25 protein-coding genes are annotated in these 26,029 nt (G+C 67.6%); 10 read left to right on the top strand and 15 right to left on the bottom strand.

Going from position 1 to position 26,029, the window contains the following annotated elements; genetic code table 11:
* Nucleotides 1–372: 372 nt before the first annotated feature.
* The 8 genes from L1081_RS08445 to L1081_RS08410 form a co-directional block, all read right to left on the bottom strand.
* A complete protein-coding gene (locus tag L1081_RS08445; RefSeq protein ID WP_489416029.1) occupies nucleotides 373–1,194 on the bottom strand; it encodes a M55 family metallopeptidase in 822 nt (273 codons plus the stop codon).
* Nucleotides 1,191–2,270, bottom strand: a complete 1,080-nt coding sequence (locus tag L1081_RS08440; RefSeq protein ID WP_489416028.1) for a P1 family peptidase — start codon at nucleotides 2,268–2,270, stop codon at nucleotides 1,191–1,193. Before L1081_RS08440 ends, L1081_RS08445 begins: the two co-directional genes overlap by 4 nt.
* Nucleotides 2,271–2,288: 18 nt before the next feature.
* The gene (gene gsiD / locus L1081_RS08435; RefSeq protein ID WP_489416027.1) at nucleotides 2,289–3,209 is read right to left on the bottom strand and encodes a glutathione ABC transporter permease GsiD; all 921 of its coding nucleotides are present in this window, start codon (nucleotides 3,207–3,209) and stop codon (nucleotides 2,289–2,291) included.
* A gap of 10 nt (nucleotides 3,210–3,219) precedes the next feature.
* A complete protein-coding gene (gene gsiC / locus L1081_RS08430; RefSeq protein ID WP_489416026.1) occupies nucleotides 3,220–4,140 on the bottom strand; it encodes a glutathione ABC transporter permease GsiC in 921 nt (306 codons plus the stop codon).
* Between the two features lie 120 nt (nucleotides 4,141–4,260).
* Complete coding sequence (gene gsiB, locus L1081_RS08425; RefSeq protein ID WP_489416025.1) at nucleotides 4,261–5,811, bottom strand: glutathione ABC transporter substrate-binding protein GsiB; 1,551 nt, start codon at nucleotides 5,809–5,811, stop codon at nucleotides 4,261–4,263.
* A 70-nt stretch (nucleotides 5,812–5,881) separates the two neighbouring features.
* A complete protein-coding gene (locus tag L1081_RS08420) occupies nucleotides 5,882–7,759 on the bottom strand; it encodes a dipeptide ABC transporter ATP-binding protein (protein ID WP_489416024.1) in 1,878 nt (625 codons plus the stop codon).
* Between the two features lie 26 nt (nucleotides 7,760–7,785).
* Nucleotides 7,786–8,748 carry an isoaspartyl peptidase/L-asparaginase gene (locus tag L1081_RS08415; protein WP_489416023.1) on the bottom strand — a complete coding sequence of 321 codons (963 nt, stop codon included), beginning with the start codon at nucleotides 8,746–8,748 and terminating at the stop codon, nucleotides 7,786–7,788.
* The gene (locus tag L1081_RS08410; protein WP_489416022.1) at nucleotides 8,745–9,710 is read right to left on the bottom strand and encodes an SIS domain-containing protein; all 966 of its coding nucleotides are present in this window, start codon (nucleotides 9,708–9,710) and stop codon (nucleotides 8,745–8,747) included. Before L1081_RS08410 ends, L1081_RS08415 begins: the two co-directional genes overlap by 4 nt.
* A gap of 480 nt (nucleotides 9,711–10,190) precedes the next feature.
* Between L1081_RS08410 and L1081_RS08405 the strand changes: the two genes are divergently transcribed.
* Both L1081_RS08405 and L1081_RS08400 read left to right on the top strand, forming a co-directional pair.
* Entirely contained in the window at nucleotides 10,191–10,883 is a 693-nt protein-coding gene (locus L1081_RS08405) for an alpha/beta hydrolase-fold protein (protein WP_489416021.1), read from the top strand.
* Between the two features lie 69 nt (nucleotides 10,884–10,952).
* Nucleotides 10,953–11,405, top strand: coding sequence for a MerR family DNA-binding protein (locus tag L1081_RS08400; RefSeq protein ID WP_489416020.1), 453 nt, complete (start codon nucleotides 10,953–10,955; stop codon nucleotides 11,403–11,405).
* A gap of 22 nt (nucleotides 11,406–11,427) precedes the next feature.
* Here the strand turns inward: L1081_RS08400 and L1081_RS08395 are convergent, their stop codons facing one another.
* On the bottom strand, nucleotides 11,428–11,886 hold the full coding sequence (locus L1081_RS08395; protein ID WP_489416019.1) for a GNAT family N-acetyltransferase: 459 nt from the start codon (nucleotides 11,884–11,886) through the stop codon (nucleotides 11,428–11,430).
* Between the two features lie 102 nt (nucleotides 11,887–11,988).
* On the opposite strand from L1081_RS08395, the gene L1081_RS08390 reads away from it, so the two are divergent.
* Nucleotides 11,989–13,017: an aldo/keto reductase gene (locus L1081_RS08390; protein ID WP_489416018.1), complete on the top strand. Its 1,029-nt coding sequence runs from the start codon at nucleotides 11,989–11,991 to the stop codon at nucleotides 13,015–13,017.
* On the opposite strand, the gene L1081_RS08385 is transcribed toward L1081_RS08390, so the two are convergent.
* Complete coding sequence (locus L1081_RS08385; protein WP_489416017.1) at nucleotides 13,014–13,907, bottom strand: LysR substrate-binding domain-containing protein; 894 nt, start codon at nucleotides 13,905–13,907, stop codon at nucleotides 13,014–13,016. The two genes, L1081_RS08390 and L1081_RS08385, sit on opposite strands and share 4 nt — an antisense overlap.
* 86 nt (nucleotides 13,908–13,993) lie before the next feature.
* Between L1081_RS08385 and L1081_RS08380 the strand changes: the two genes are divergently transcribed.
* Nucleotides 13,994–15,166, top strand: a complete 1,173-nt coding sequence (locus L1081_RS08380) for an FAD-dependent oxidoreductase (RefSeq protein ID WP_489416016.1) — start codon at nucleotides 13,994–13,996, stop codon at nucleotides 15,164–15,166.
* Between the two features lie 59 nt (nucleotides 15,167–15,225).
* Nucleotides 15,226–16,257, top strand: a complete 1,032-nt coding sequence (locus tag L1081_RS08375; RefSeq protein ID WP_489416015.1) for a class I fructose-bisphosphate aldolase — start codon at nucleotides 15,226–15,228, stop codon at nucleotides 16,255–16,257.
* A 3-nt stretch (nucleotides 16,258–16,260) separates the two neighbouring features.
* On the opposite strand, the gene msrA is transcribed toward L1081_RS08375, so the two are convergent.
* The gene (gene msrA, locus L1081_RS08370; RefSeq protein ID WP_489416014.1) at nucleotides 16,261–16,962 is read right to left on the bottom strand and encodes a peptide-methionine (S)-S-oxide reductase MsrA; all 702 of its coding nucleotides are present in this window, start codon (nucleotides 16,960–16,962) and stop codon (nucleotides 16,261–16,263) included.
* A gap of 149 nt (nucleotides 16,963–17,111) precedes the next feature.
* On the opposite strand from msrA, the gene L1081_RS08365 reads away from it, so the two are divergent.
* Nucleotides 17,112–18,056: a crotonase/enoyl-CoA hydratase family protein gene (locus tag L1081_RS08365; RefSeq protein ID WP_489416013.1), complete on the top strand. Its 945-nt coding sequence runs from the start codon at nucleotides 17,112–17,114 to the stop codon at nucleotides 18,054–18,056.
* A gap of 38 nt (nucleotides 18,057–18,094) precedes the next feature.
* Here the strand turns inward: L1081_RS08365 and L1081_RS08360 are convergent, their stop codons facing one another.
* The 4 genes from L1081_RS08360 to L1081_RS08345 all read right to left on the bottom strand — a co-directional run bounded on the left by L1081_RS08360 (nucleotide 18,095) and on the right by L1081_RS08345 (nucleotide 22,863).
* Entirely contained in the window at nucleotides 18,095–19,609 is a 1,515-nt protein-coding gene (locus L1081_RS08360; RefSeq protein ID WP_489416012.1) for an alpha/beta hydrolase family protein, read from the bottom strand.
* A 184-nt stretch (nucleotides 19,610–19,793) separates the two neighbouring features.
* Nucleotides 19,794–20,693 (bottom strand): transglutaminase N-terminal domain-containing protein, encoded by a 900-nt coding sequence (locus tag L1081_RS08355; RefSeq protein ID WP_489416011.1) that lies wholly within the window; start codon nucleotides 20,691–20,693, stop codon nucleotides 19,794–19,796.
* Between the two features lie 33 nt (nucleotides 20,694–20,726).
* Nucleotides 20,727–22,583: a bifunctional tRNA (5-methylaminomethyl-2-thiouridine)(34)-methyltransferase MnmC2/FAD-dependent 5-carboxymethylaminomethyl-2-thiouridine(34) oxidoreductase MnmC1 gene (gene mnmC, locus L1081_RS08350; RefSeq protein WP_489416010.1), complete on the bottom strand. Its 1,857-nt coding sequence runs from the start codon at nucleotides 22,581–22,583 to the stop codon at nucleotides 20,727–20,729.
* Nucleotides 22,584–22,590: 7 nt separating this feature from the next.
* A complete protein-coding gene (locus tag L1081_RS08345; RefSeq protein ID WP_012748083.1) occupies nucleotides 22,591–22,863 on the bottom strand; it encodes an oxidative damage protection protein in 273 nt (90 codons plus the stop codon).
* 137 nt (nucleotides 22,864–23,000) lie between these two features.
* Here L1081_RS08345 and L1081_RS08340 point away from each other — a divergent pair, with 137 nt between their 5' ends.
* The 4 genes from L1081_RS08340 (at nucleotide 23,001) to L1081_RS08325 (ending at nucleotide 25,929) form a co-directional block, all read left to right on the top strand.
* Nucleotides 23,001–24,041, top strand: coding sequence for a sulfate ABC transporter substrate-binding protein (locus L1081_RS08340; RefSeq protein WP_489416009.1), 1,041 nt, complete (start codon nucleotides 23,001–23,003; stop codon nucleotides 24,039–24,041).
* A 50-nt stretch (nucleotides 24,042–24,091) separates the two neighbouring features.
* Nucleotides 24,092–24,676 (top strand): NADPH-dependent FMN reductase, encoded by a 585-nt coding sequence (gene ssuE / locus L1081_RS08335; RefSeq protein ID WP_124957825.1) that lies wholly within the window; start codon nucleotides 24,092–24,094, stop codon nucleotides 24,674–24,676.
* A gap of 118 nt (nucleotides 24,677–24,794) precedes the next feature.
* The gene (locus tag L1081_RS08330; RefSeq protein ID WP_268992007.1) at nucleotides 24,795–24,929 is read left to right on the top strand and encodes a hypothetical protein; all 135 of its coding nucleotides are present in this window, start codon (nucleotides 24,795–24,797) and stop codon (nucleotides 24,927–24,929) included.
* A gap of 40 nt (nucleotides 24,930–24,969) precedes the next feature.
* Nucleotides 24,970–25,929: an aliphatic sulfonate ABC transporter substrate-binding protein gene (locus tag L1081_RS08325; RefSeq protein ID WP_489416008.1), complete on the top strand. Its 960-nt coding sequence runs from the start codon at nucleotides 24,970–24,972 to the stop codon at nucleotides 25,927–25,929.
* Nucleotides 25,930–26,029 lie beyond the last annotated feature (100 nt).

Here is a 26,029-nt window from a genome sequence, read left to right as displayed (position 1 = left end):
GGCGCATACAGAGGGGAGTGGAAACCGAACGGGCCTTTGCTGCGCTCGGCCACCAAGCCACCGCAGGCGCTGCGCGCCTGCGGTGGTTGGCTGTGGCTGTTGGTGTTTGGGGCCGAGCGAAGCGAAGGCTGCCCGCTCCCACCCCTTCTGTATGCGCCGAGGAGCGCAGCGTTTCGCGGACAAGGGCTCGCAGCTGTTTGAGCGTAGCGAGTTCTGCGAGACCCCGCGAAACGTGAGCACCGCAGGTTGCCCGCAGCGAAGCGGAGGGACGCAGACAGCAGGGGTCGCCTTTCTTTGCTTACTTTCTTTGGCGAAGCAAAGAAAGTGAGTCGCCCGCCGGGGCGAGTCCCGGCCCCGGAACCCCAAAAAAACTCAACGCAACATCGAAGACATCGCCGAACAGCAGTTCAGCATCCGCACAGCCGCTTCCACCGTCTCAGCGGAAAACCGCAGCGTGACACCGTCGATGCGTTCGAACGACGGCCATTGGCAGAACAGATCCGCCATCATCGGCGACTGCGTGTGCAGAGTGACCACCTGCGGGCCCTTGAACACCAATGGCCTCGCATTGCTCCGCGCAGCCAGCCCCTCAGCCACGCCGGCCCGGATGGCGGCGCGCGACTGCTCCGGCGACAACGACACCCCGCTGTTGAACCCCGTGGCACGCTTGGTCTGCACAAAGGTCGCATGCGGAAAGAGCGCCCGGTTCTCTGCAATGAACACATCGTCCCCGCTGGCCATCACCACCGGCACCCCGTATTCGCCGGCCAGCGCGCCGTAGAGCCCGGCCTCGCCCAGTTCCTGGTCGCCAAGCCGGATGCCTGCAAAGGCAAAGCTGTTGATGGTGTGGGCGAGGATGCCGCGTCCCTGGGCGCGCGAGTGGTAGCCCACCATGCAGACGGCGTCCACGCCTTCCTCTTCCACGCCGGCCACCATGCTCAGGTAGCGCGGCTTGCCCTGTACCACGCGGGCGCGCGCATCGAGCACGTCGGGCGGCATGTTGCGAAAGCCGCCGTGCGAATCGTTGACCAGCACCTCGGTGGCGCCGGCCTCGAAGGCGCCGGCAACGGCCGCGTTGGCCTCGTGCGCCATCAGCAGGCGGGCGCGTTCGTACTCGGGGTTGCCGGCCCGCGCCTGCTCGTGGTGGTAGACGCCCGCAACGCCTTCGATGTCGGTGGAGATCAGGACTTTCATGGGAGGGCGAGCGGTTGCGCGAAGGAAGAAGAAAGAAGGGAAGAGGGCGGCAGCAGTTCCGACAGCGCCGCGCGGTGATGGCCATCGCGGCCGGTCACGGCCGTGGCGCGCCAGAGCGCATGCAGGATCGCCTGCTCGGTGCTGTCGGCCGCGGCCTGGAAGAGGCCGTCGAGCAATCCGTCGTGCAGCATCGCGATGGCCGGCATCGGGCGCTCGACGCGGTCGGGCACGGTGTAGGCGGTCGAAAAGGCCAGCACGATGTCTCCGCTGCCATGGCCGAAGACCGAACCGGTGCGCGCCAGCCCTGCACCCGCGCGCAGCGCGAGGCGGCGCAGTTGGCGCGCATCGAGCGGCGCATCGGTGGCGACGACGATGATGATCGAGCCCCTCTCGGGCTCCTTGCATTCGCGCGTGCCGTGCGCGGCCAGCCGCTCGCCGACCGGATGCCCGGCCAGCACCAGTTGCGGCTGGCGCCCGTAGTTCGCCAGCACCAGCGTGCCCACGGTGTGCAGCTCGCCCCCGGGCGCCGAGACGCGCCGCGAGGCGCTGCCGATGCCGCCCTTGAGCTGGAAGCTCGACATGCCGCGCCCCGCGCCGACCGAGCCCTGCGCGAAGTCGGCGCCGGCACTCTCGAGCGCGTGCAGGTAGTCCGCCTCGGTCACGGCCAGCCGCTGGATGTCGTTCAGAAAGCCGTCGTTGCACTCGAAGACCAGCGGGTTCACCGTCGGCAGCGACCGGCCGCTCTCGGGGTTGGCCGCAAGGCAATGGCGAATCTGCGCCGTTGCCACCGTGCCGACCGAAAAAGTGTTGGTCAGTGCAATCGGCGTTTCCAGCACGCCGAGCTCGGCGAGCTGCACCAGCCCCACGCTCTTGCCGAAGCCGTTGAGCACCACGGCGGCGGCCGGCACCTTGTCGCGGAATGGATCGCCCGCATGCGGACGGATCACCGTCACGCCCGTCTGCACGCCGCCGTCGTCGAGCGTCCGATGCCCGACCGTGACGCCTTCGACGTCGGTGATGGCGTTGCGCGCGCCTTGCAGCAGGGTGCCGATGTAAGGCAGGGAGTTCGCTGGCATGAAGACAGACAGAGGGAATTATTCGCGGTCGATCTTCGGATCGAGCGCGTCGCGCAGCGCATCGCCCAGCAGGTTGAAGGCCAGCACGGTGAAGAAGATGGCCAGGCTCGGGAACAGCGCCACGTGTGGCGAGGTCACCATGTCGGCGCGGGCTTCGCTGAGCATCGCGCCCCATTCGGGCGTTGGCGGCTGCGCGCCCATGCCCAGGAACGAGAGGCTCGCGGCCGTGATGATCGAGGTGCCCACGCGCATCGAAAAATACACCACGATCGATGAGATGGTGCCCGGCAGGATGTGCCGCACGATGATGGTCCAGTCCGACGCGCCGATGCTGCGCTCGGCCTCGATGTAGGTCTGCTGCTTGAGCACCAGCGTGTTGCCGCGCACCAGGCGCGCGAAGGCCGGCACGCTGAACACCGACACCGCCACCACCACGTTGGTCATGCTGCTGCCGAGGATGGCGACCACGCCCAGCGCCAGCAGGATGCCGGGAAAGGCAAAGAGCACGTCGGAGATGCGCATCACGATGCGGTCCCACCAGCCTTCGTAGTAGCCCGCGAGCAGGCCGAAGGCCGTGCCGACGAAGCCGCCCACCAGCACAGAGAGAAAGCCCGCCATCAGCGAGATGCGCGCGCCCATCAGGATGCGGCTGAAGATGTCGCGGCCCAGCGGATCGACGCCGAACCAGTGCGTGGCCGAAGGCCCCGTGTTCAGCATGTCGTAGTCGAAGAAGTTCTCCGCGTCGAAGGGCACGATCCACGGCGCGAACACCGCGACGAACACCAGCAGCAGCACGAACAGCGCGGCAACGATGCCCACGGGCTGCTTCTTGAAGCGGCGCCAGCATTCGCCCCAGGGCGTGCGGACCTTGCCCGCGGTCTGGACCGCAACAACGGGCGGAGTGATCGGATCGGCAGTCGCGCCGGTAGCTTGCGTCATGGCTTGCTGCTCACTTGTAGCGGATGGTGGGATTGATGTAGCCATAGAGCACATCGACCACGAGATTGATCAAAATGAATTCGAGCGAGAACAGCAGCACCAGCGTCTGGATCACGGGGTAGTCGCGCATCTGCACGGCATCGACCAAGAGGCGCCCGAGGCCCGGCCAGTTGAAGACCGCCTCGACCAGGATCGAGCCGCCCAGCAGGAAGCCGAACTGCAGGCCCATCATCGTGACCACCGGGATCAGCGCGTTGCGCAGGCAGTGCTTGATGATGACGGTGCGCTCGCGCACGCCCTTGGCTCGCGCGGTGCGAACGAAATCTTCCTGGATCACCTCGACGAACGAAGCGCGCGTGAAGCGCGCCATCACGGCAGCCACTGCGGCGCCCAGTGTGAGCGAGGGCAGGATGTAGTGCTTCCAGCTGCTCGCGCCCACCGTGGGCAGCCAGCCGAGCTGGACCGAGAAGATCTGCATCAGCAGCATGCCCAGGGCAAATGCCGGAAAGGAGATGCCCGACACGGCCAGCGTCATGCCGAGCCGGTCGGGCCATTGGTTGCGGAACACGGCGGAAACAATGCCGATGCCCATGCCGAAGATCACGGCCCACACCATGCTGGTGATGGTCAGCATCACCGTGGGGAAGAAGCGCTCGCCGATTTCCATCGACACCGGCCGCCGCGTGCGGATCGAGGTGCCGAAGTCGCCTTGCAGCATATGGGTGAAGAAGCTCACGAACTGCTGGGGCAGCGGCTTGTCGAGGCCGAGTTCTGCGCGAACCATGGCCACGGTCTGTTCGTCGGCGTCCTGGCCCGCGGCAAGGCGCGCCGGATCGCCGGGCAGCATGTGGACGAACAGGAACACCAGCACTGCCACGATGAGCAGCGTGGGGATCAGGCCCAACAGTCGTTTGAGGAAGTAATTCAGCATGGCATACAAGCAAAAAACCCTTCAGCCGGGAGACACCGCGGAACCGGCTCCGCCGGGCCGCAGGTGTCGCCCCCTTGAGGGGGAGGCGGCTACACGCAGTGAGCCGCTTCGGGGGGTGGGTCAATTGACCGCGATGGCGTCGATGTTGATGTTGCCGTCAGGCATCACGAACACGCCCGAGAGACGCTTGGCGTGCGCCGACAGGTTCTGCTCGGTGACCATCGGCACGCGCGGCAGGTCCTTGCGGATCTCTTCCTGCGCGGTCTTGTAGAGCGCGGTGCGTTCCTTCTCGTCCGTGGTCACCAGCGCCTTGGCCAGCGCGTTGTCCACCACTTCGCTCTTGTAGAACGACATGTTGTTCAGCTTCGGAGCCCAGGCTTCCGAGGCGAACAGCGGGCGCAGGCCCCAGTCGGCTTCGCCGGTCGACGACGACCAGCCGGTGTAATACATGCGGACCTTGGCCGTCTTCGGATCGGGCCATGCATCCACCTGCTCGGTGCGCTGGCCCACTTCGAGCGCCTGCACCTGCAGCTTGATGCCGATCTGTGCGAGCTGCTGCTGCACGAACTGGATGGTCTTCTGGCTGGTCGTGTTGTTGTAGGCGCTCCACAGCACCGACTCGAAGCCGTCGGGGTAGCCGGCTTCCTTCATCAGTTCCTTGGCCTTCTTCAGGTCGTAGGGAATGGGCGCCATCTTTTCGGCGTACTTCACGCCCTGGGGCAGCACGCCCTGCGCGGGGAAGGCATAGCCGCCGAACGCGACCTTGGCGAGCGCTTCCTTGTTGATGGCGTAGCCGATGGCTTCGCGCACCTTCGGGTTGTCGTAGGGCTTTTGCAGCATGTTGAAAGCCAGGAAGCGCGTGATGATCGAAGGGATGGCCACCACTTCGAGCTTCTCGCTCTTTTTCAGCAGGTCGGCCTGCTCATAGGGAATGGGGAAGGCAAAGTCGGCCTCGCCGGTCTGCAGCATCGCCGCGCGCGTGTTGTTCTCGAGCACCGGCTTCCACTGCAGGTTGTCGACCTTCGGGTAGCCCTTCTTCCAGTATCCGTCGAACTTCTTGGCCTTGACGGCTTCGGTCTGCTTCCATTCGACGAACTCGAAGGGGCCGGTGCCCACGGGGTGGAAGGCGATGTCCTTGTTGCCCCACTTCTTCAGCGCGGCGGGCGAGATCATCGCGGCCGAGGCGTGGGCCAGCGAGTTGATGAAGGGGCCGAAGGGCTCCTTCAGCGTGATGCGCACGGTGGTGGGGTTGAGCGCCTCGACCTTGCCCACGCGGTTGAACTGGTTGTAGCGCAGCAGCTTGTTGTCCTGGTTCAGCACGCGGTCGAGCGAGACCTTCACCGCTTCGGCGTTGAAGTCGGTGCCGTCGTGGAACTTCACGCCGGTGCGCAGCTTGATGGTGTAGACCAGGCCATCCTTCGATACTTCGTAGCCCTCGGCCAGCACGTTCTGCACCTTCAGGTCCTTGTCGAACTGGAACAGGCCTTCATAGAAGGTCTTGGTCACGGCCGTGGTGATGGTGGTGTTGGTGTTGTACGGGTCCAGCGTTTCGGGCTGGTAGCCGATCGACAGCACCACGTCTTTCGCGGCCAATGCCGTGCCCGATGCAGCCAGTGCGGCCAGGCCCAGCAGTGCCGATGCCCATCGCAGGGAGGAAGAAGATTGCTTCATGGAAAGAAACTCCAGTCGGTTCGAGAAAAAAAGCAGGAGGGCCTGCGGGTTGAAAAAATCTGCCGGCCGCTCAGAAGGCGCCGCCGATGGCATGCCGTGCCACGAAGTGGCCGGGCGCCACTTGCACCAGCGGCGGCACGTCGGGCTCGTCGCCCACCGCGCGGATCGGGCTCGGGATCTCGCCTTCGAGCAGCGCGCGCGGCTTGTGGCGGCGCGACGGGTCGGCCACCGGCACCGCGGCCATCAGCTTGCGGGTGTAGGCGTGCTGCGGCGCTTCGAACACGGCGCGGCGCGGACCGATCTCGACGATCTGCCCGAGGTACATCACGGCCACGCGGTGGCTGATGCGCTCGACCACCGCCATGTCGTGCGAGATGAAGAGAAAGGCCACGCCAAGCTCGCGCTGCAGGTCGAGCATGAGGTTGACGATCTGCGCCTGGATCGACACGTCGAGCGCCGACACCGACTCATCCGCCACCACCACCTTGGGGTTGAGCGCGAGGGCGCGCGCAATCGCGATGCGCTGGCGCTGGCCACCCGAGAACTCGTGCGGATAGCGCTGCGCCACCTCGGGCGGCAGGCCGACCTTCTGCAGCAGCCAGTCGACGCGCTGCTGCGCCTCCGCGCCCTTGGCGATGTTGTGGATGAGCAACGGCTCCATGATCGAGAAGCCGACCGTCACGCGCGGATCGAGCGAGGCGAACGGGTCCTGGAAGATGAACTGGATGTTGCGGCGCAGGGCTTGCAGCTCGCGCGTGGGCAGCTCGCGGATGTTCCGGCCGCCGAACTCGATGGCACCGCTCTGGCTTTCGACCAGGCGCAGGAGCGAGCGGCCGGTGGTCGACTTGCCGCAGCCCGATTCGCCGACCAGCGCCAGCGTCTCGCCGGGGTAGAGATCGAAGCTGATCTTTTCCACCGCATGCACGCGGCGCTTCACGCGGCCGAACAGGCCGCTGCGCACGTCGAAGCGCGTGACGAGGTCGCGCACGCGCAGGATCGGGCCGGCGTCTTCGCGCACGGTGGTCTGCGGCGTGGTGTTGGTGCACGGCACCGTCTCGGGCGTGCCCTCGGTGCGCAGCAGCTCGAACTTGGCGGGCAGGTCGGTGCCCTGCATCGCGCCGAGCTTGGGCACGGCCGACAGCAGCGCCTTGGTGTAGGGATGCTGCGGCGATGCGAACACCGTATCGGAGCTGCCCGCCTCGACCTTGTCGCCGCGGTACATCACGAGCACGCGGTCGGCAATCTCGGCCACCACGCCCATGTCGTGCGTGATGAAGAGCACGCCCATGCGCATCTCCTTCTGCAGCTCGCGGATGAGCTGGAGGATCTGCGCCTGGATGGTCACGTCGAGCGCGGTGGTGGGCTCGTCGGCAATCAGCAGCTGCGGCTTGCACGAGAGCGCCATCGCGATCATCACGCGCTGGCGCATGCCGCCCGAAAGCTGGTGCGGAAAGCGGTCGAGCACGTTGCGCGCTTCGGGAATGCGCACCAGCTCCAGCATGCGCAGCGCCTCGGCGCGCGCGGCCGTGTTGCTCTTGCCCTGGTGGATGCGGATAGCCTCGGCAATCTGCTCGCCGGCGGTGAACACCGGGTTGAGCGAGGTCATCGGCTCCTGGAAGATCATCGCGATGTCGGCGCCGCGGATGTTGCGCATCTCGGCGTCGCGCGCCTGTGCGAGGTCGAGCACTTCGCCATTGCGGCGGCGAAACGCCATGCGTCCGCCCAGGATGCGTCCGCCGCCGTGTTCCACCAGCCGCATCAGCGCGAGCGAGGTCACCGACTTGCCCGAGCCCGACTCGCCCACCACCGCGAGCGTTTCGCCATGGTCGACGTGGAAAGAAAGGTTCTTGACCGCATCGACGGTGCGCTCGGAGGTCGAGAAGCGCACGGTGAGATCGTCGACGGCGAGAACGCGGCCGTCTGGCAGGGCGAGGGCAGGGGAGGACATGGTGCGAGGAAAAAAACGTGTGCGTGTCAGGCGAAGATGGCGGTGTGCGGTGCTTCGTCGCCGTGCGCGTGGCCGCGGTACATGCCTTCGGTGTTGAAGGCGAGGCTCAGGTTGCCGTGGCGGTCGATGGCGATCAGCCCGCCGGTGCCGCCGATGGCGGGCAGCGACTGATGCACCACGGCATGCGTGGCGGCTTCCAGTGTGGCGCCGCCGTAGGCCATGCGCGCGCAGATGTCGTAGGCGGCGGCGACGCGGATGAACATTTCGCCGCTGCCGGTGCAGGACACGGCGGCCGTGCGGTCGTCGGCATAGGTGCCCGCGCCGATCAGTGGCGAATCGCCGATGCGGCCGACGCGCTTGTTGGTCATGCCGCCGGTCGAGGTGGCCGCGGCCAGGTGGCCGTGCATGTCGAGCGCGACCGCACCCACGGTGCCGAACTTCTTGTCCTCGTCGAGCGGCGGCGTCATGGCCGCGCCTTCATGGTCCGTCACCACGCGGCCGGTATCACGCACGCGGTAGAGCTGCTGGCGGCGCGCTTCGGTGGAGAAGAAGAAGGGCTCGACCATTTCGAGGCCGTGTTCGCGTGCGAAGGCTTCGGCGCCCGCGCCGGCCAGCAGCACGTGCGCGCCGTCTTCCAGCACGGCACGCGCGGCACGCACCGGGCGGCGCACATGGCAGACGCCGGCAATGGCGCCGGCGGCGAGCGTGGCGCCGTCCATCACGGCCGCATCGAGCTCATGGGTTTCCTCGTGCGTGAACACGGCGCCATGGCCGGCGTTGAAGAGCGGGCATTCTTCGAGCAGTTCGACCGCGAGGCAGGTGGCGTCGAGCGCGGATGCGCCCTTGAGCAGTTGCGCCTGCGCGGCACGCACGATATTGCGCAATGCGTCGTGATAGGCCTGCGCCTGCGTCGCGCTGGTGGTGGCGGCGCTGATGGTGCCGGCGCCGCCGTGGATGGCGATGACTGGCGTGATGTTGTTGTTTTTCATGAGGAGGCCTTCTTCTTTTTCTTGCCGGCGCCCGCCAGTACGGCATCGGCGGGCTGCGCAAGGGCGACTTCCGCCCGCGGCAGGCCCTGCCCGCCATGCAGCCAGGGCCGCACCGCCTGCAGGATGCGGCTCGCGGACTGCACCGCGCGCGGCGCGCGCAGCGCCACTGCGCTGGTCAGCGCCTCGATCAGTGCCAGCACGCTGGTTTCGCAATTCGGCCGGTAGCTGGTTTCGGTCTGGCAATAGAGGGCCACGTCGGCCAGCGGCGCCAGCGGCGAGCTCGGGCGGTCGGTCAGCGCGAGCACGGCGCAGCCCTGCCCCTTGGCGATCTGCGCCAGCGCCACCGTGTCGGTGAGGTAGCGCGGAAAGGTCAGGCCGATGAACAGGTCCTGCGGCCCTGCGTGCATCAGCGAGCGCGCCGCATGCGTGACGCCGCTGACGCTGGACAGCATCCGCACGTCGCTGCAGCTGCCGTCGAGCCCGTGCTGCAGCAGCCCGGCGAGCCAGGCGCTGGCGCCGAAGCCTCCGATATAGACCGAGCGCGCCTTCAGGATGCGCTGCACCGCGGCCTCGCAGGCAGCGTAGTCGAGCGACTGGCGCGTGGCCTCGATGTTGCGCCGGCTCTCGTCCAGCGCAGTGGCGAACACCTCGGCCACCGTGGTCGGACGCTCCAGGTTGCCGCGCAACCGTTCCACCGGCGCCACCAGCGATTCGAAGCCGCGCACGAGCTCGGCGCGGAAAGTTGCGTAGCCGTCGAAGTCCAGCGCCCGCGCAAAGCGGTTGGCCGTGGCCACCGACACGCCCACCGCGGCCGCAAGCTCGTCGATCGGCAGCGTGGCGACCTGCAGCGGGTGCTCCAGCACGAAGTCGGCCACCTGGCGGTGCGAACGCGTCAGCCGCGGCAGCGCCTGCGCAATGCGCTGGGCCACGGTGGTGCCATTGGTGTCGACGTTGGTGCTCATGGGGCGGGCGATGCACCTCGAAGGGTGCGCTCGGTGAAAATGAATTTACAAATATATGTCAGATAAGAAAATTTTCTGTCATTTTCGGAGAATATTGCAAGTAGCGGGCCAGGAGCGGGGGGGGGTGCGCGGGCGGGAGGGGTGGTTTTACTGGTGCAGGGCGACGGCATTCAGGGATTACCCTGGTGTTGTCTCGAATCAACCGCCGCACCCGAATTGCATCGCGACGTTGACGGCCTTGTGGCGCGCGGTGAGTATCCCGGGCGGTGCGTCTTGCGCCGGGGAACGAGGAACCACAACATGAGAATGGAATGGCTTCGCCGCGCGCTCGCGGTGATGGGGTGCTGCGTGATGTTCGCGGGCGTGTCTGCCTGCGGTGGCGGAGGGGGTGGAGGCGGAGGCGGCGGTGGCCTGCCGATACTTCCGCCGACCGCGGGCCCCACGCCCCAGCAGCCGGCACCGGCAGCCACCGATCGCGTCGTGTCCGAATCCATCCAGTCGGGATTTACCGGCGCGCCTTACCCCCTTGCCATCTACCTGCCCGCTGGCTACGACCAGGGCACCGACGCCTACCCCGTCATCTATGCCCTCGACGGAGATGCCGTCAACGGCCTCCCGCAAACGCGGTTCGCGAATCTCAAGGACATCCTGGTGAAGCGCGGAACCAAAGCCATCCTCGTGGGCATCGGCAACGCCGCGCGGCGCCAGGAGGACTACAACTTTCCGGGCGCCTTCAAGTACCACGATTTCCTCGCAAAGGAGCTGATCCCCTTCATCGATTCGAAGTACCGGACCAATCCCAGGAACCGGATGCTCACGGGCTTGTCCACCAGTGGCAACCTGGCGGCCACGGCACTTTTTCTCGAGGCGCCGGACAACCTGGTGTTTTCCTCCTTCGTGTCCATCGAAGGCGCTTTCTGGCAACAGGAAGCCCAGAACAACGATCTGGAACAGAAGATGTTCGATGCTTTGGCGGGCAGGCCGCTGCCTGTCACGTTGATACTGGCCAGCTGCGCCGACGGCTGCAATCAACCGCACGTGAAACGGCTGTACCAGCGGATGGCCGCGCGAAACTACGTGGGGCTGCTGCTGCTCAACCCAGAGTTCAGCACCACGCACGTGGGTGCCGACGTGCTCGCGTTCGAAGACGCGGTCGTGCGAATCTACAAATAGGCGCTGCCGGCTTGACTCTCCCATGGTGTGAAGGCCGAGACTTTGTTCTTTGGCTGAAAGGAGAACTCCATGGAACATCCCACGGCACCGGCTGCCGCGGCGCGCTTGTCTCTTGCCGGCGTTGTTGCCCGGTCCGGCGTGTCCGCGCAGTTGCTGCGCGACTGCGAGTCGCTCGGCCTGCTCGACGGCATGGTGCGCCCCGACGACGATGACTGCCGCTATGACGAACGCGCCGTGTCGACGCTGCGCTTCGTGCGAAGGGCGCACGCGCTGGGTTTCGAAACACCGGAAGTCGTCGAGCTGCACGCGCTGTGGCGCGACGGACATCGCGCGAGCTTCGATGTAAAGCGCGTCGCGCTCGAACGGGCCGACGACCTGGCCCAGCGCATCGAGGAGCTCGCGCACATGAAGCGCCTGCTCGAGCGCCTGGCCCACTGCTGCGAAGGCGACGGTCGTCCGGAATGTCCCATCCTGGATGAGCTGGCCGGGCTCAAAGGATTCGCCAACTGCGAATCGCGGTGAGCCGGAAGGCCCGTGCAGCGGGCTATGAGGCCGTCTTCTCCTTCTGCATGAACACGCTCAACGGATCGTCGGGATAGTCGCCGAAGCGCTCGCGCCGCGCATATCCTGCGCGCGCATAGAACGCGAGCGCCTCGGGCTGGCTCACACCCGTCTCCAGCCGGAACACGGCGCATCCGCGCGCCGCCGCTTCGGCTTCGAGAAAGCCCAGCACCTTCGCGGCCACGCCTTGCCCGCGGTTCTGGGGCCGCACGTACATGCGCTTGAGTTCGCCGTAGCCCGGGTTCATGACCAGGGCGCCGCAGCCGATGGCCGTGCCCGCGTCGCCGCGGGCGACCGCAAACAGCACGTGGGCCGCCGACAGCGCCACAATGTCGATGCCGTAGTGGCTCTCGGGCGGGTACAGCGGCTTCTGGTACGCATCGAGGTCGTCGATGAGCTGGATGACGTCGGGTTGGGCGGGGCTTTCAATCGCGATCTGCATGGTTCGATCGTACCGAGCCGATCGGTCGCAAAGCCCGACGCGCGACGTGGTTCCATGCAGCGGCCAACAATGGATGCGTCATTCGATCGAAGGAGTAATACCTTGGAATACCGTCACCTCGGCAAATCGGGCCTCAAGGTCCCCGTATTGAGTTTCGGCACCGGCACTTTCGGCGGCAAGGGCGAGCTTTTCAGCGCCTGGGGCCAGACCGACGTGGCCGAGGCGCGCAAGCTCATCGACATCTGCCTGGAGGCGGGCGTCAACATGTTCGACAGCGCGGACATCTACTCGGCCGGCGCGGCCGAGTCGGTGCTCGGCGAGGCGATCAAGGGTCGCCCGCGCGACCAGCTCCTCATCTCGACCAAGGCCACCTTTCGCAGCGGCGAGGGGCCGAACGAGGTGGGTTCTTCGCGCCACCACCTGGTGCGCGCGGTCGATGGCGCGCTCAGGCGCCTGGGCACCGACTACATCGACCTGTTCCAGCTGCATGGCTTCGACGCGGGTACGCCGGTGGAAGAAACGCTCGCCACGCTCGACGACCTGGTGCGCGCGGGCAAGCTGCGCTATGTGGGCGCATCGAACTTCTCGGGCTGGCACCTGATGAAGTCGCTGGCGGTGGCCGAGCGCTACGGCTATGCGCGCTACGTGGCGCACCAGGCCTACTACTCGCTGGTCGGGCGCGACTACGAATGGGAGCTGATGCCGCTCGCGCAGGACCAGGGCGTGGGCGCGGTGGTCTGGAGCCCGCTGGGCTGGGGCCGGCTCACGGGCAAGATCCGGCGCGGCCAGCCGTTGCCGGCCACGAGCCGCCTGCACGTGACGGCCGACATGGGCCCGCCGGTGCCCGACGAGCTGCTTTTTCGCGTGGTCGATGCGCTCGAGAAGGTCGGAGCCGAAGTCGGCAAGACCGTGCCGCAGGTGGCACTGAACTGGCTGCTGCAGCGCCCGACCGTGTCCAGCGTGGTGATCGGCGCGCGCGACGAGGCGCAGCTTCGCCAGAACCTGGGCGCCGCGGGCTGGACGCTCACGCCCGCGCAAGTGGCCGAGCTCGATGCGGCCAGCGCCACCACGCGGGCCTATCCGTACTGGCACCAGCAGGGTTTTCTCGAGCGCAATCCCAATCCCGTCTAGGACGGCGCGAGTCCGAGCACCCAGCGCTTGAAATGCTGCAGCGCCCCGGAAGCCGGCCGGCCCTCGGGGTAGGCGAAGTAGTAGCCCTGGCGCACGTCCAGGTGCCGGTCGATCGGGATCACGAGTTCGCCGGTGCGCAGCTCGCGCTCGATCAGGATGCGCGGCGCCAGGCCCACGCCCATGCCGGCGGCCGCAGCGGCCGTCACCATGGTGAAGAGCTCGTAGCGCGGCCCGCGCGAGGCGTGCACCGTGTAGTCCCAGCCCTGCTGCGCATACCAGTCGCGCCACGCATGCGCGCGCGTGCCCAGGTGCACATGGCGGCAGCGCTCGAAGGCCGATTCGTCCCACGGGCCGTTGGCATCGCGGAACGCGGGGCTGCAGACCGGCACCATCTGGCCTTCGGAAAAGATCAGCCCGCCCTGGGTGCCGGGCCAGAACTGGTCGCCGAAATAGATGGCCGCGTCGTAGGCGTTCTCCTGGAACGAGAAGGGCTGCGAGCGCGCTGAGAGGTTGACGGTGATGTTGGGATGCCGCCGGCTGAAATCCGGCAGCCGCGGGATCAGCCATTGCGTGGCGAAGGTGGGCACCACGGCCACTTCGAGCACGAAGCCCATGTCATGGCCGGCGCTGATCTCCAGCGTGTCGCGCCGGATCTGGTCGAGGTGGCGGCGGATGCGCGCCGCGTACTCGCGCCCGGTGTCGGTGAGCGTGAGGCGCCGCCGCACGCGCGAGAACAGCGACACGCCCAGCCGCTGCTCCAGCGTGGCCACCTGCCGCCCGACGGCGCTTTGCGTCAGCGCGAGTTCGGCCGCCGCGCGGGTGAAACTCCCCAGGCGCGCCGAGGCCTCGAAGGCCTGCAAGGCACCCAGGTTGGGAATGTCTTTTCTCATCGTTGCTATTCTGCGTGCCGGGCTCGCGGTTTTTGCGGCGGCTCGCGCGGATTGGACCTGTCGGCGAACAGCAAGAAAGGAATTTCATGCGTCGTGTGGTGATCATCGGCGGCGGTGCCATCGGCTCCGCCATCGCCTATTTTCTCAACCGGGATCCGCAGGAGGAGCCGCTCGACATCACCGTGGTCGAGCGCGATTTTTCGTACACGCAGGCCTCGTCGGCCTTGTCGGCCAGTTCGATCCGGCAGCAGTTTTCGAGCGCCATCAACATCGAGATGTCGCTCTACGGCATCGAATTCTTCCGCCACCTGGGCGAAAACCTGCGCGTCGGCGACAACGTGCCCGACATCGGCCTGGTCGAGCCGGGCTACCTGTACCTGGCGCCACCGGAAGGCGTCGGCGTGCTGCGCGAGAACCACGCGGTGCAGAAGGCGTACGGCGTCGACGTGGTCCTGCTGGCGCCCGACGCGCTGCAGGCGCGCTTTCCATGGATGTCGGCCGAAGGCATTGCGCTGGCCTCGCTGGGCCTTTCGGGCGAGGGCTGGTACGACGGCTACAGCCTGTTGCAGGCCTTTCGCAAGAAAGCCATATCGCAGGGGGCGCGCTATGTGCAGTCGCAGGCCACGGGATTGAAGCGCAGCGGCCGCGTGGTGGCCGGCGTGGAACTGGACATCGGCAATGTGCTGGAGGCCGACGTGGTGGTCAACGCCGCCGGCGCCTGGGCCGCGAGGGTGGCGGGCTGGGCCGGTATCGAGCTGCCGGTGCGCGCGCGCCGTCGCATGGTGTTCAGCTTTTCATGCCCCGACACCCTGCCGGGTTGCCCGCTGGTGATCGACACTTCGGGCATCTGGCTGCGCCCCGAAGGCCGGCGCTTCATCTGCGGCTTTGCGCCGCCGCAGGACCGCGACCGCGACGACGCGCCGCTCGAAGTCGACTACCGCGTCTTCGACGATTTCATCTGGACCGCACTGGCCAGGCGCGTGCCCGCATTCGAGGCCATCCGCATGACCGGCGCATGGGCCGGCTACTACGAGATGAATCTGTTCGACCACAACGCGATCCTCGGTTTGCACCCGGACTGCGACAACCTGTTCTTTGCCAACGGCTTTTCCGGGCACGGGCTCCAGCAGTGCCCGGCGGCGGGGCGCGGCGTGGCGGAACTCATCCGTCATGGCAAGTACTGCAGCCTCGACCTGTCGCCGGTGTCGTTCGCGCGGATTCTCGAAAACCGGCCGCTGCTCGAGAAGAATGTGATCTAGCTAGCCTCGGCGCGAGTGGAGGCGTACGATCTTTGCAAGCAAGCGAGGGTCTCAGCATCATGACTGCACAGGCATTGATCGACACCGGCCAGGCGCTGGTCGCCGGCGACAAGGGTTTGCTCGCGATGGACGAGAGCAACGCCACCTGCCACAAGCGCTTCGTGAAACTGGGCATTCCCCAGACCGAAGACGCGCGGCGCGACTGGCGCGAGCTGATCGTCACTGCGCCCAACCTCGGCGACTCGATCAGCGGCGCGATCCTCTTCGACGAAACCATCCGCCAGCGAACGAAGTCGGGCGCGTCCTTCGTCTCGGTGCTCAGCGGCGCGGGCATCATTCCCGGCATCAAGGTCGACACCGGCGCGAAGCCGCTGGCGGGCCATCCCGGCGAGACAGTCACCGAAGGCCTGGACGGCCTGCGCGAGCGGCTGGCGGAATATGCCGGCATGGGCGCGCGCTTCGCCAAATGGCGCGGTGTCATCACGCCCGGACCCGGCCTGCCCAGCCGCGCATGCATCGAGGTCAACGCCCATGCGCTGGCCCGCTACGCGGCCCTGTGCCAGGAGGCCGGACTCGTTCCCATCGTCGAGCCTGAAGTGCTGATGGAAGGCGACCATTCCCTCGCGCGCTGCGCGGAAATCACCGAAGAGACGCTGCACGCGGTGTTCGCCCAGCTGCGCCTGCAGGGCGTGCTGCTCGAAGGCATGCTGCTGAAGCCCAACATGGTGCTGCCGGGGCAGGACTGCCCGAAGCAGGAGAGCGTGGAAGAAGTCGCCGACGCCACGGTGTCGTGCCTGCTGCGCACCGTGCCCGCGGCCGTGCCGGGCATCGCATTCTTGTCGGGCGGCCAGTCGGCGCAGCTTGCATCGGCCCGGTTGAATGCCATGAACGCGAGAGCCGGGCCGCGCCTGCCGTGGGCGCTGGCGTTTTCCTATTCGCGCGCCGTCCAGCAGCCGGCGCTCGACGCCTGGAAGGGCGACGCCGCCAACGTTGCCGTGGCGCAGCAGGCGCTGGTGCACCGTGCCCGCTGCAACCAGGCCGCGCGCCGCGGTGCCTACGATGCGAGGGCGGATGCGCCGACGCCCGGCTGAGCTTCAGCCGCCCTTTGCCGCGTTCACCAGCACCGGCGTCGGCCGGTAGTTCTCGGGAAACAGCTTCTTCAGTCCCTCGATCTTCGGCAGGTCGTTGAACACGATGTACTCATTCCTGGGATGGCGTGTGAGGAAGTCCTGGTGATAGGCCTCTGCCGCATAGAACGGCTTCGCCATTTCGATGGTGGTCGCGAGCGGCTTGCCGAAGGTCCTGGCCTGGTTCAGCTGCACGATGTAGGCCTTTGCGACGTGGGCCTGTTCGGCGTTTTCGGCAAACACGGTGGAGCGGTATTGGGGGCCTGCGTCCGGCCCTTGCCGGTTCAGCTGGGTCGGGTCGTGCGCCACCGAGAAATAGATCTGCAGCAGCTTGCCGTAGCTGATCTGCCGCGGGTCGTAGGTGATGCGCACCGCTTCGGCATGGCCGGTACGGCCCAAGCGCACGTGCTCGTAGCGCGCCGCCTTCGCTTCGCCGCCGGCATAGCCGGACACGGCGTTGTTCACGCCCTTGACCCTCTGGAACACGCCTTGCACGCCCCAGAAACAGCCGCCTGCGAACACGGCGATGTCGTACTTCGTGGTGGGCGAGGCCGGCAGATCGACCGCGGGCGCCGGCACGCGCCGAGCCGGCTCTGCAAACGAAGGCGCGGCATGCCAGGCCAGCGCCACGGCGGCGAGCATGCCGGCGGTGGGTGCAGGGAATCTCATGTGCAGTCCTTGAGGGAGGCTTGGGTGCCAGCCGATGGGCGCGACATTGCAACTGATTCCCGCGGCAGTCAATGGCGTGCCTTGCTGTTTGCCTGCGAGTGGAGGCGATGCTACAAGGGCTGCGACGCCATCCAAGGAGACAAAAGACCATGCCCGCCTTCGACACCGTCCTGATCGACAAGGACCCGCAGCATCCACGTGTTGCACGCCTCGTGCTCAACCGCCCGGAGAAGCTCAACGCCATCGGCGACACCACACCCTCGGAGATCCGCCGTGCCGTCGAGTGGGCGGAAGCCGACGACGAAGTGCACGTGATCGTGGTCGAGGGTGCGGGCCGCGCGTTCTGCGCCGGCTACGACCTCGGCGACTACGCCGAGGGGCACGGCCGCGAAGGGCAGGACGAGCATCCCTGCCGGCAGGAGAAGAAGCCCTGGGATCCGATGCTCGACTACGCCGCCATGAAGCGCAACACCGAGGACTTCATGGCCCTGTGGCGCTGCACCAAGCCCACCATCGCCAAGGTGCACGGCTACGCGGTGGCCGGCGGCAGCGACATCGCGCTGTGCTGCGACCTGCTCGCCATGGCCGACGATGCGCGCATCGGCTACATGCCCACGCGTGTGTGGGGCTGCCCGACGACGGCGATGTGGACCTACCGGCTCGGCGCGATGCGTGCAAAACAGCTCATGTTCACGGGCGACACCATTGCCGGCACGCAGGCGGCCGAATGGGGCCTCGCCAATTTCTCGGTGCCGGCCGATGAGCTCGACCACGCCACGCTGAAGCTCGCGCAGCGCATCGCGGGCGTGCCGCGTTCGCACCTGATGATGCACAAGCTGGTGGTGAACCAGGTGTGGCATTCGATGGGCCTGGAGCAAAGCCAGATGTTCGCCACCGTGTTCGACGGCATCACGCGCCACAACCCGGAGGGCATGTGGTTCCGCAGGCAGGCCGAAGCCGAGGGCTTCAAGAGCGCCGTCGCATGGCGCGACAGCGGCCGCAACATCCCGGAAGGCGACGAGGCGAGATCTCTGGTCGCCGAACTCGAGGCGAAGCTCGCAGCTGCGCGGGCGGCGGTGCCGCCCGCGCGCTGATCACTTGCCGATCACACCGATCACACCGATCACACCGATCACGGTGGGCAGGGGCGTGCGGCGGCCGCGCCCGGACGCGTCGCCTTGGCGGTGCTGCCTTCGTCCACCGTGCCGAGCGGGCGCGTGAAGGTGCAGCCGTAGGCCGGGTCCGCCACCGTGGCCGCGGTGACCACGTCGTCGCCGGCTGGCTTCACGCCGTCGCGCTCCCACTTGACCATGGCGTCGAAGGCTTCGACCTGCTCGGCGATCGTGAAGTCGCAATGCGAGATGCCGCGCACCGCGCGCTGCACCAGCCAGCCGCTGTTGCCCTTGGCCGCCACGCGCTGGTGGTAGATCTGCTGCATGCTGAAGGGCACGTAGAGGTCGCCCAGCGTGTGCAGCGAGACCACCGGAATCCTGAACTCGCCATTCGCCTTGGGAATCCAGCGCAGGCCGTCGGTGCGCAGGCGGTTCGCGTCGGCCGCCGCGCTGAGCTTGAGCGCCGCGGCGTTCAGTGCCGTGGTTCCCGGCACGTCGCCGTCGATGGTGTAGGTGAAGCGGTTGGTGTCGAGCGTGCTCCGGTTCAGGATGCCGTTGACCGTGCCGTCGCTGCCGAACACGCCCCACACCGCCGCGAACGAGCCGCCCTGCGTGAAGCCCAGGTCGAACATCGGCCGTTCGCCGCCCGTGAGGTTCTTCACCACCGAGCCGAACTTCAGGCCGGTGGCCGTGGGCGTGCCCGGGAACGTGGTGTACAGCATGCCCGTGACCTGCGCCCGGATGTCCAGCCAGTTGACGGTCGGGTACTTCGGCAGCCCCGCGAGCGCCTGCGCGGCGACCTGCGCGCCCGCGAAGTAGTCGAACAGCTCGGTGTCGCCCATCACGCCGCACATCGGCACCGCGCCGTGGTACTTCATCTTGTGATTGGCAGTGGCGTAGGCCTCGTCCTCGATGGCTGCCGCCGTGATGTGGCCGCCCATCGAATGGCCGGTGATGTAGATCCTCGACGGCGCCGCGAGCTCGCGGCCACCGGCCTTCGCGATGGCGTTGAACTGCAGGGCCAGCGCGTTGGTGTCTTCCACACCGGCGCGCACGTCGTAGAAATTCTTGCTGTAGCTCGAGGCGGCCCAGGCGTAGCCGTTCTGGATCAGGAAGCGGCGGATGGAGGGGTTGTTCACCTGCAGCAGGTTGCTCTCCCCGGCGTAGCCATGCGCGTACATCACGAGCTTGCCGTTCCAGTTGGCGGGCACCTCGACGCGGTACTGCGCGCCGCCGAGCATGCCGGCCCAGCGGCTGGTGGTGGTGTTGTCGACGGTGTCGCTGGTGTCGGGGGCAAGCGCTGCGAAGGTGGCGGCTGCGGGATCGGCGGGCGCGAAGGAGTTGCGGCTGTCCTGCAGGCGCGTTTCTTCGGGCGGCGGGGGTGGCGCAGGTGGAGGAGGCGGTGCCGGCGGCGCGGGTGCCGGAGCCGGCGGCAGTGGCGTGAAGGCAAAACCGTTGCCGCCGCCGCCCCCGCCGCAGGATGCGACGGCAAGGCTGGCTGCAAGGGCAAGAAATGTCAGGCGCGCGGAATGCATGGGATGTCTCTCTCCGTTCTTGTGTTGTTGGGAAGAAGCCCGGCGCAGCGCAGCCTCGCGCGGCCGTAGAGAACGACCGTGCTATTTCGCTGGACCGGCGGCGCAGCGTAGGGGCGTTGCCGGGCGCATCGGCCCGGGCTTTCCCGTAGCTGCTATCTCCTGCGCGACACCCGCGCGCGCTGCGTCAGCCCTTGCGGCGCGTCACCACCACGGTGGCTTCGAGGCCGTCGTAGGCCTCGGCATCGCCATACCAACTGCCCGAGATCGGCGCGGCCTGCGCCGGGTCGCGCGTGACGCCGACGCGGATCAGCTGGCCGCTGCCCATGAGGTTGTTGGTGGGATCGAAGGCGAGCCAGCCGATGCCCGGCAGATAGGCCTGCAGCCAGGCGTGCGTGGTGCCGGCGCCGGTCATCGATTCGCCGGGCGCCTGGGCCGCGCGGTCGAGCGCGGCGTCGTAGAGGTAGCCCGAGACGAAACGCGTGGCAATGCCCAGGCGCCGCGCGGCCTCCATCATCAGGAGCGCGTAGTCGCGGCAACTGCCGCTGCCGAGCGCCAGCGTCTGCAGCGGCGTCTGCGTGCCTTCCTCGTCGCGCGCCTTGTATTCGAGGCTCTGGCCGATGTGCGCGTTCATGCGCGCGAGCACTTCGCGCGTGCTGTTGGGCTGGTCGGTGTGCAGGAACTGGTGGGCCCAGCGGATCAGCGAGCCGTTGGCGTCGTCGTCGTGGTGCGGGCGCAGGTAGTGCTCGAGGTCCAGGCGCTCCTGCACCGAATAGGCGAAGGGCAGGAACTCGGCGGCCGGATCGAGCGCGAGCTGGTCCTGCTGCGCCGGCACGTGCTCAATGGTGAAGGAGCACACGATGCGCAGCTCCGTGGCCTCGCCCATGGGCTGCACCAGCGCGACCGAATTCGAATGCGGGTCCTGGATCAGCCGCGTGAACGACTCGGGGCTCACCTGCAGGTCGGTGGCGAGCACGCGCAGGTCGTGGCTGTCGCGCGGGCGGAACATCACCCGGTGCAGGCCGAAGGTGACCGGCTTCTTGTAGCGGTAGACGGTGGTGTGCGTGATGTCGTATTGGATGGCCATGCGCTGCATTCTGGGGCCTTGGCGCGGCAGCGCCTACGCTTGCGTTCGCTGGGTGGCAAGCGCCTTGGCCAGGTTGGCCGGCAGCGGCAGTGGTTCGCCATGCCATTGCGCGGCCAGCAGCTCCGCGCACAGGGCCGCGAAGCTCAGGCCGCGCGAGCCCAGCGCGGTGCAGGCCCAGGGGCTGGGTGCACCGGACCCATCGGCATCGAGCGGGCCGACCAGCGGCCGGCGATCACCCGATGCGCAGCGCACGCCGACCCATGCATTGACCTGGCTGCGATCGAAGCTCGCGGCCAGTGCGGCGACTGCGGCGGGAAGCAGCCGCTCCAGGCGCTCGCGGTTGGCGGCGGCATCGGCGTCGTTCGGTTCCAGGTCGGTGCTGTCGCGGTCGAAAGTGGCGCCGGCCAGCCAGAGTTGGGCGCCGTCGTCGGCGGGGACATGCGCGATCAGGTGGCCGTCGCCATTGACGGGGGTCGCGGGAAGTCTCTCATCCGCTGCCATGGCACCCCACATGACCTGGCCGCGCACGGGCTGCAGCGGAAGCCCTGGCGCGAAGCGGCCGGATTCGAAGCCCGCGGCGATGACCACGCGCTCCGCCTCGGCCAGCAGCTGGTCCGCCGCATCGAACAGCTGCCATGCGTCGCCAGCGCGCGCCACCCGCGCCACCCGCGTGTTGCCGCGGAACTCGATCCCCGGCCCGCGCAGCCAGGCCGTGATCAGCCGTTGCGGCCGGACCCAGCCCGCGCGCGCATGCCAGAGGGCCGGTTCATCGGCCGGCAAGCGGGCCTCTGCCAATTGCGCGGCGCTCGCGGGCCACGATTCATTGGGGCCACAGTCGCTCCACCCGGCGGGAACCCGCGTGTCGCCTTCGGGCCGGCGCTCCAGCACGCCGCTGGCGCGCCAATCGCGGCCTTCCTCCAGCAGGCGTTCCAGTTCATGCCAGGTCGCGCGGATGCCGGCGCGCGTGAGCCGCGACAGCAGGGCATCGTCGGGCGAGACATGCGGCGCCATCACGCCGACCGGCAGTCCGGACGCACCGGCGGCGGGGTGGCCCGCCGCATCGAGCACCGTGACCTGCCATCCGCGCCGCGCCAGGCTGGCGGCCACGGCCGCGCCCGCCAGCCCGGCGCCGATCACGGCGCAGCGGCCCGGCGTTTCGATGTGCCCGGGCGCGGGGCCGCGGCGGCGCACCGTCCAGGCCGGCGCGAACACGCCGCCCAGGCAGTCGCGCTTGGGCGGCAGGCCCTGGCGCCTTTGGAGCTGGAAGCCGTTCTGCGAGAGCGCATCGCGCACCGCACGCGCATAGGTCCACGTGGCAAGGCCGGTGCCTTGGCGCGCAAAGCGCGACACCGCCTTCAGCGTGTCTGGCGACCACATGGCCGGGTTCTGCTGCGGGCTGAAGCCGTCCAGGAAGATGCTGTCGGCCTCGAAGCGCTGCGCGCGCAGCATCGGCTGCACGTCGCCGATGCACAGCGTGAGCAGCACGTGGCCGGCGTCGAAGGCCAGCCGGTGAAAGCCCGGCAGCAGCCCGTGCCACTGCGCGGCCAGTTGCTCGGCCAGCGGCATCAGCTCGGGGTAGGCCCCGGCGGCGCGCAGCAGGTCATGAGGCCCGACCGGGTACGCCTCGACCGAGACGTAGTGCAGCATCCGCGGCCGGTTCGCATCCGCGCGCCAGGCCTGCCAGCTTGTCAGGAAATTGAGGCCGAGCCCGAATCCGGTTTCGAGAATCCGCCATTGCGGCTGCCCGGACCAGGCGCCGGGCAGGGCGCAGCCGCCCAGGAACACGTGGCGCGACTGCGCCAGCGCCCCGGTTTCGGTGTGATAGATGTCGCCGAAGCGCTCGCTGGACGGCACGCCGTCGGCGCGCCAGGCGACGGGCTCGGCGGCCAAGGCGGGCTCAGTTCGAGGGGGGGACGTAACCCTGCGCGACGTCCGCGCCTTCGCCGAAGAAGTGCTTTTCCATCTGGCGGGCCAGGTACTGGCGGGCGCGCAGATCGGCCAGATTCAACCGGTTCTCGTTGACCAGCATGGTCTGCTGCTTGAGCCAGGCGGCCCAGGCTTCCTTGCTGACGTTCTCCCACAGGCGCTTGCCCAATTCCCCGGGGTAGGGCGGGAAGTCGAGCCCTTCGGCCTCTTTGCCGAGCTTGATGCACTGAACCATGCGTGCCATTTTTGATTGCCTCTGGTGGGGAAAGCGGTTGCTTAGTTGATTTGGCTATTTAGAACTGAAAACTCGGTCGTTCCAGTTTCTATATGTCGTATTGAGAATACGCAGCTTCATTGATATGCCTTTTTGAGCAAGACACCATGAGCCTTCGCCGCGACTTTATCAAGCTTTACCTGGGTGCCGGCGTGGCCGGTGCCATGGCCCTGACGGCATTGCCGTCGTTCGCACAGCAGGGCGCGGCCCCCGTGACGCTGCTGAACGTATCGTACGACCCGACGCGCGAGCTCTACGTGGACTACAACCGCGCGTTCGCCAAATACTGGAAGGGCAAGACCGGCCAGGACGTGACCATCAAGCAGTCGCACGGCGGCTCGGGCAAGCAGGCCCGCTCGATCATCGACGGCATCGATGCCGACGTCGCCACGCTGGCGCTGGGCGGCGACATCGACGCCCTTGCCAGGCACGGCGGCCTCGTCAAGGCCGACTGGCAGAAGCGCCTGCCGCAGAACTCGGCGCCCTACACCTCGACCATCGTGTTCCTGGTGAAGAAGGGCAATCCCAAGGGCCTGAAGGACTGGGACGATCTCGTGAAGCCCGGCGTGCAGGTGATCACGCCCAACCCCAAGACCTCTGGCGGCGCGCGCTGGAACTACCTGGCCGCCTGGGAATTCGCCAAGCGCAAGTACGGCAGCGACGCCAAGGCCAAGGAATACATCGGCAACCTGTTCAAGAACGTGCCCGTGCTGGACGCCGGCGCGCGCGGCGCCACCATCACCTTCGTGCAGCGCGGCGTGGGCGACGTGCTGCTGGCCTGGGAGAACGAGGCCTTCCTGGCGCTGAAGGAATTCGGCGCCGAGAAGTTCGAGATCGTGGTGCCGTCGATCTCGATCCTGGCCGAGCCCACTGTGGCGGTGGTCGACAAGGTGGTCGACAAGAAGGGCACCCGCGCGGTGGCCGAGGAATACCTCAAGTACCTGTATTCGGACGAAGGCCAGGACATCGCGGGCCGCAACTTCTACCGCCCGACCTCGGAAAAAGCCAGGGCCAAGTACGACAAGCAGTTTCCCAAGCTCACGCTGGTGAGCATCGACCAGGCCTTCGGCGGCTGGGCCAAGGCCGACAAGGAGCACTTTGCCGACGGCGCTTCCTTCGACCAGATCTACACGGCCAAGCAGAAGTAATTCGCCCCGCACCCTCGAAGCGAAATTCCGAAGAAAACCGAAAGTCCCTTGTGTCCGTTCTCCTGATTGCCGGCAGTCCTTCCGCACCTTCGCGTTCCACCGCCTTGCTCGAGGCCGTGGGCGAGCGGCTGGCCGGGCGCAGCGCCCACATCGAGCGGCTCGCGATCCGCGACCTGCCGGCCCAGGCGCTGCTGCTGGCCGACTGGAACCATCCGGCCATCGAGCGCGCGATTGCGCAGGTGGCGCATGCGCGCGTGGTCGTGGTGGCCACGCCGGTCTACAAGGCCGCCTACAGCGGCGTACTGAAGGTTTTTCTCGACCTGCTGGCGCAGAACGCGCTCAAGGGCAAGACCGTGCTGCCGCTGGCCACCGGCGGCAGTCCGCACCACATGCTCGCGCTCGACTACGCATTGCGGCCGGTGCTGCATGCGCTGTCGGCGCGCCACATTCTGCCGGGCGTCTACGCGACCGATTCGCAGATCACGCTCACGCCCGAGAACGCCTACCAAGTGCATCCCGACCTGGCCGAGCGGCTCAACGAGGCCGTCGAGGTGCTCGCGACCGAAGGGCTGAAGCTGCCGGCCACGCATGGCTTCGAGCCCGTGCCGTTCTCCAGGGTGCGATGTAGTGTCTAGAACGGGTTCCTGATCGAACCCGAGTCCAGCCAGCCCCATTCCCGTTCCCGTTCTTGAAGTCGCGTCTTGCGCGACGAGGGCACAGCTTTGCCCGAAGTTTTTGCACAAGGAATCACGCATGAACCCCGTTGCCACCGAAGACTCCGCACTCGAAGCGCAGCCCCGCTCCATCTGGAAGGCGCTGCGGGACCTGGCCATCAGCACGATCGTGGTGACCGCCATCGCGCTGATCGTCGGCTTCATCTCGGCCTGAGGCCACCTCCATCCGCATTCGAAAAGAAAAGGACGAGCCCATGACTTCCATCTCCATCCCGCGCCGCCGACTGCTGCAGGGCGCCGCTGCCGCCGCCATCGCATTGCCTTCCTTCGCGGCGCTGGCCCAGGCGCCGGCACGGCAGCTGCGCATCGGCCACCAGAAGGGCGCTCTCAGCATCCTCAAGGGCCGCGGCACGCTCGAGAAGCGGCTGGCCCCGCTCGGCGTGGCCGTGAAGTGGACCGAGTTCACCGCCGGCCCCGTGCAGCTCGAGGCACTGAACGTCGGCTCCATCGACTTCGGCGACGTGGGCGAGGCGCCGCCGATCTTCGCGCAGGCCGCCGGCGCGCCGCTGGCCTACGTGGCCACCACGCCGCCGCGGCCCCAGTCGGAAGCGGTGCTGGTGCCCAAGGGCTCGGCCATCAGGACCGTGGCCGAGCTGAAGGGAAAGAAAGTCGCGCTCAACAAGGGCTCGAACGTCCACTACTTCATCGCCAAGCTGCTCGAGAAGCACGGCCTTGCCTACAGCGACCTGAATCTCGTCTTCCTGCCGCCGGCCGATGCGCGCGCGGCCTTCGAAAAAGGCTCGGTCGATGCATGGGTGATCTGGGACCCGTTCCTTGCCGCCGCCGAGAAATCGCTCGAGGCCCGCGTCCTGGCCGACGCGACCGGCGTGGTGGGCAACCGCGGCTACTACTTCTCGTCGCTCGGCTACGCCGCCAAGAATGCCGACGTGCTGGCCATTGCGATCGAGGAAATCAACAAGGTCGACGTCTGGGGCACCGCCCACAAGAACGACCTTGCCGCCGAGTTCGCTGCCCTGTGGGGCCTGCCGAAGCCGGTGGCCGAACTGACGGTGGCGCGCGCCGCCTACGGGACCAGTCCCATCAGCAAGGCCGTGCTCGCCGAGCAGCAGAAGATCGCCGACACCTTCTTCGACCTGAAGCTGATCCCCCGAAGGATCAGCGTGCTCGAGGCCGCCGCGGCGGGCATTGCGTGATGCACGAAGCCTTGCGCCATCGCGCCGCCCGCGTGCTTGCCACGACCACGCGCGCCTGGGGCCTTGCCGAGCCGCGGCGCTTGCGGACTGCATCACCGCG

Source organism: Variovorax sp. MSC1_012, from assembly GCF_023667525.1.
Lineage (GTDB): Bacteria > Pseudomonadota > Gammaproteobacteria > Burkholderiales > Burkholderiaceae_C > Variovorax > Variovorax beijingensis_B.
The sequence above is the reverse complement of the archived record's forward strand: the minus strand, read 5'-3'. Positions and strand labels throughout refer to the sequence as shown.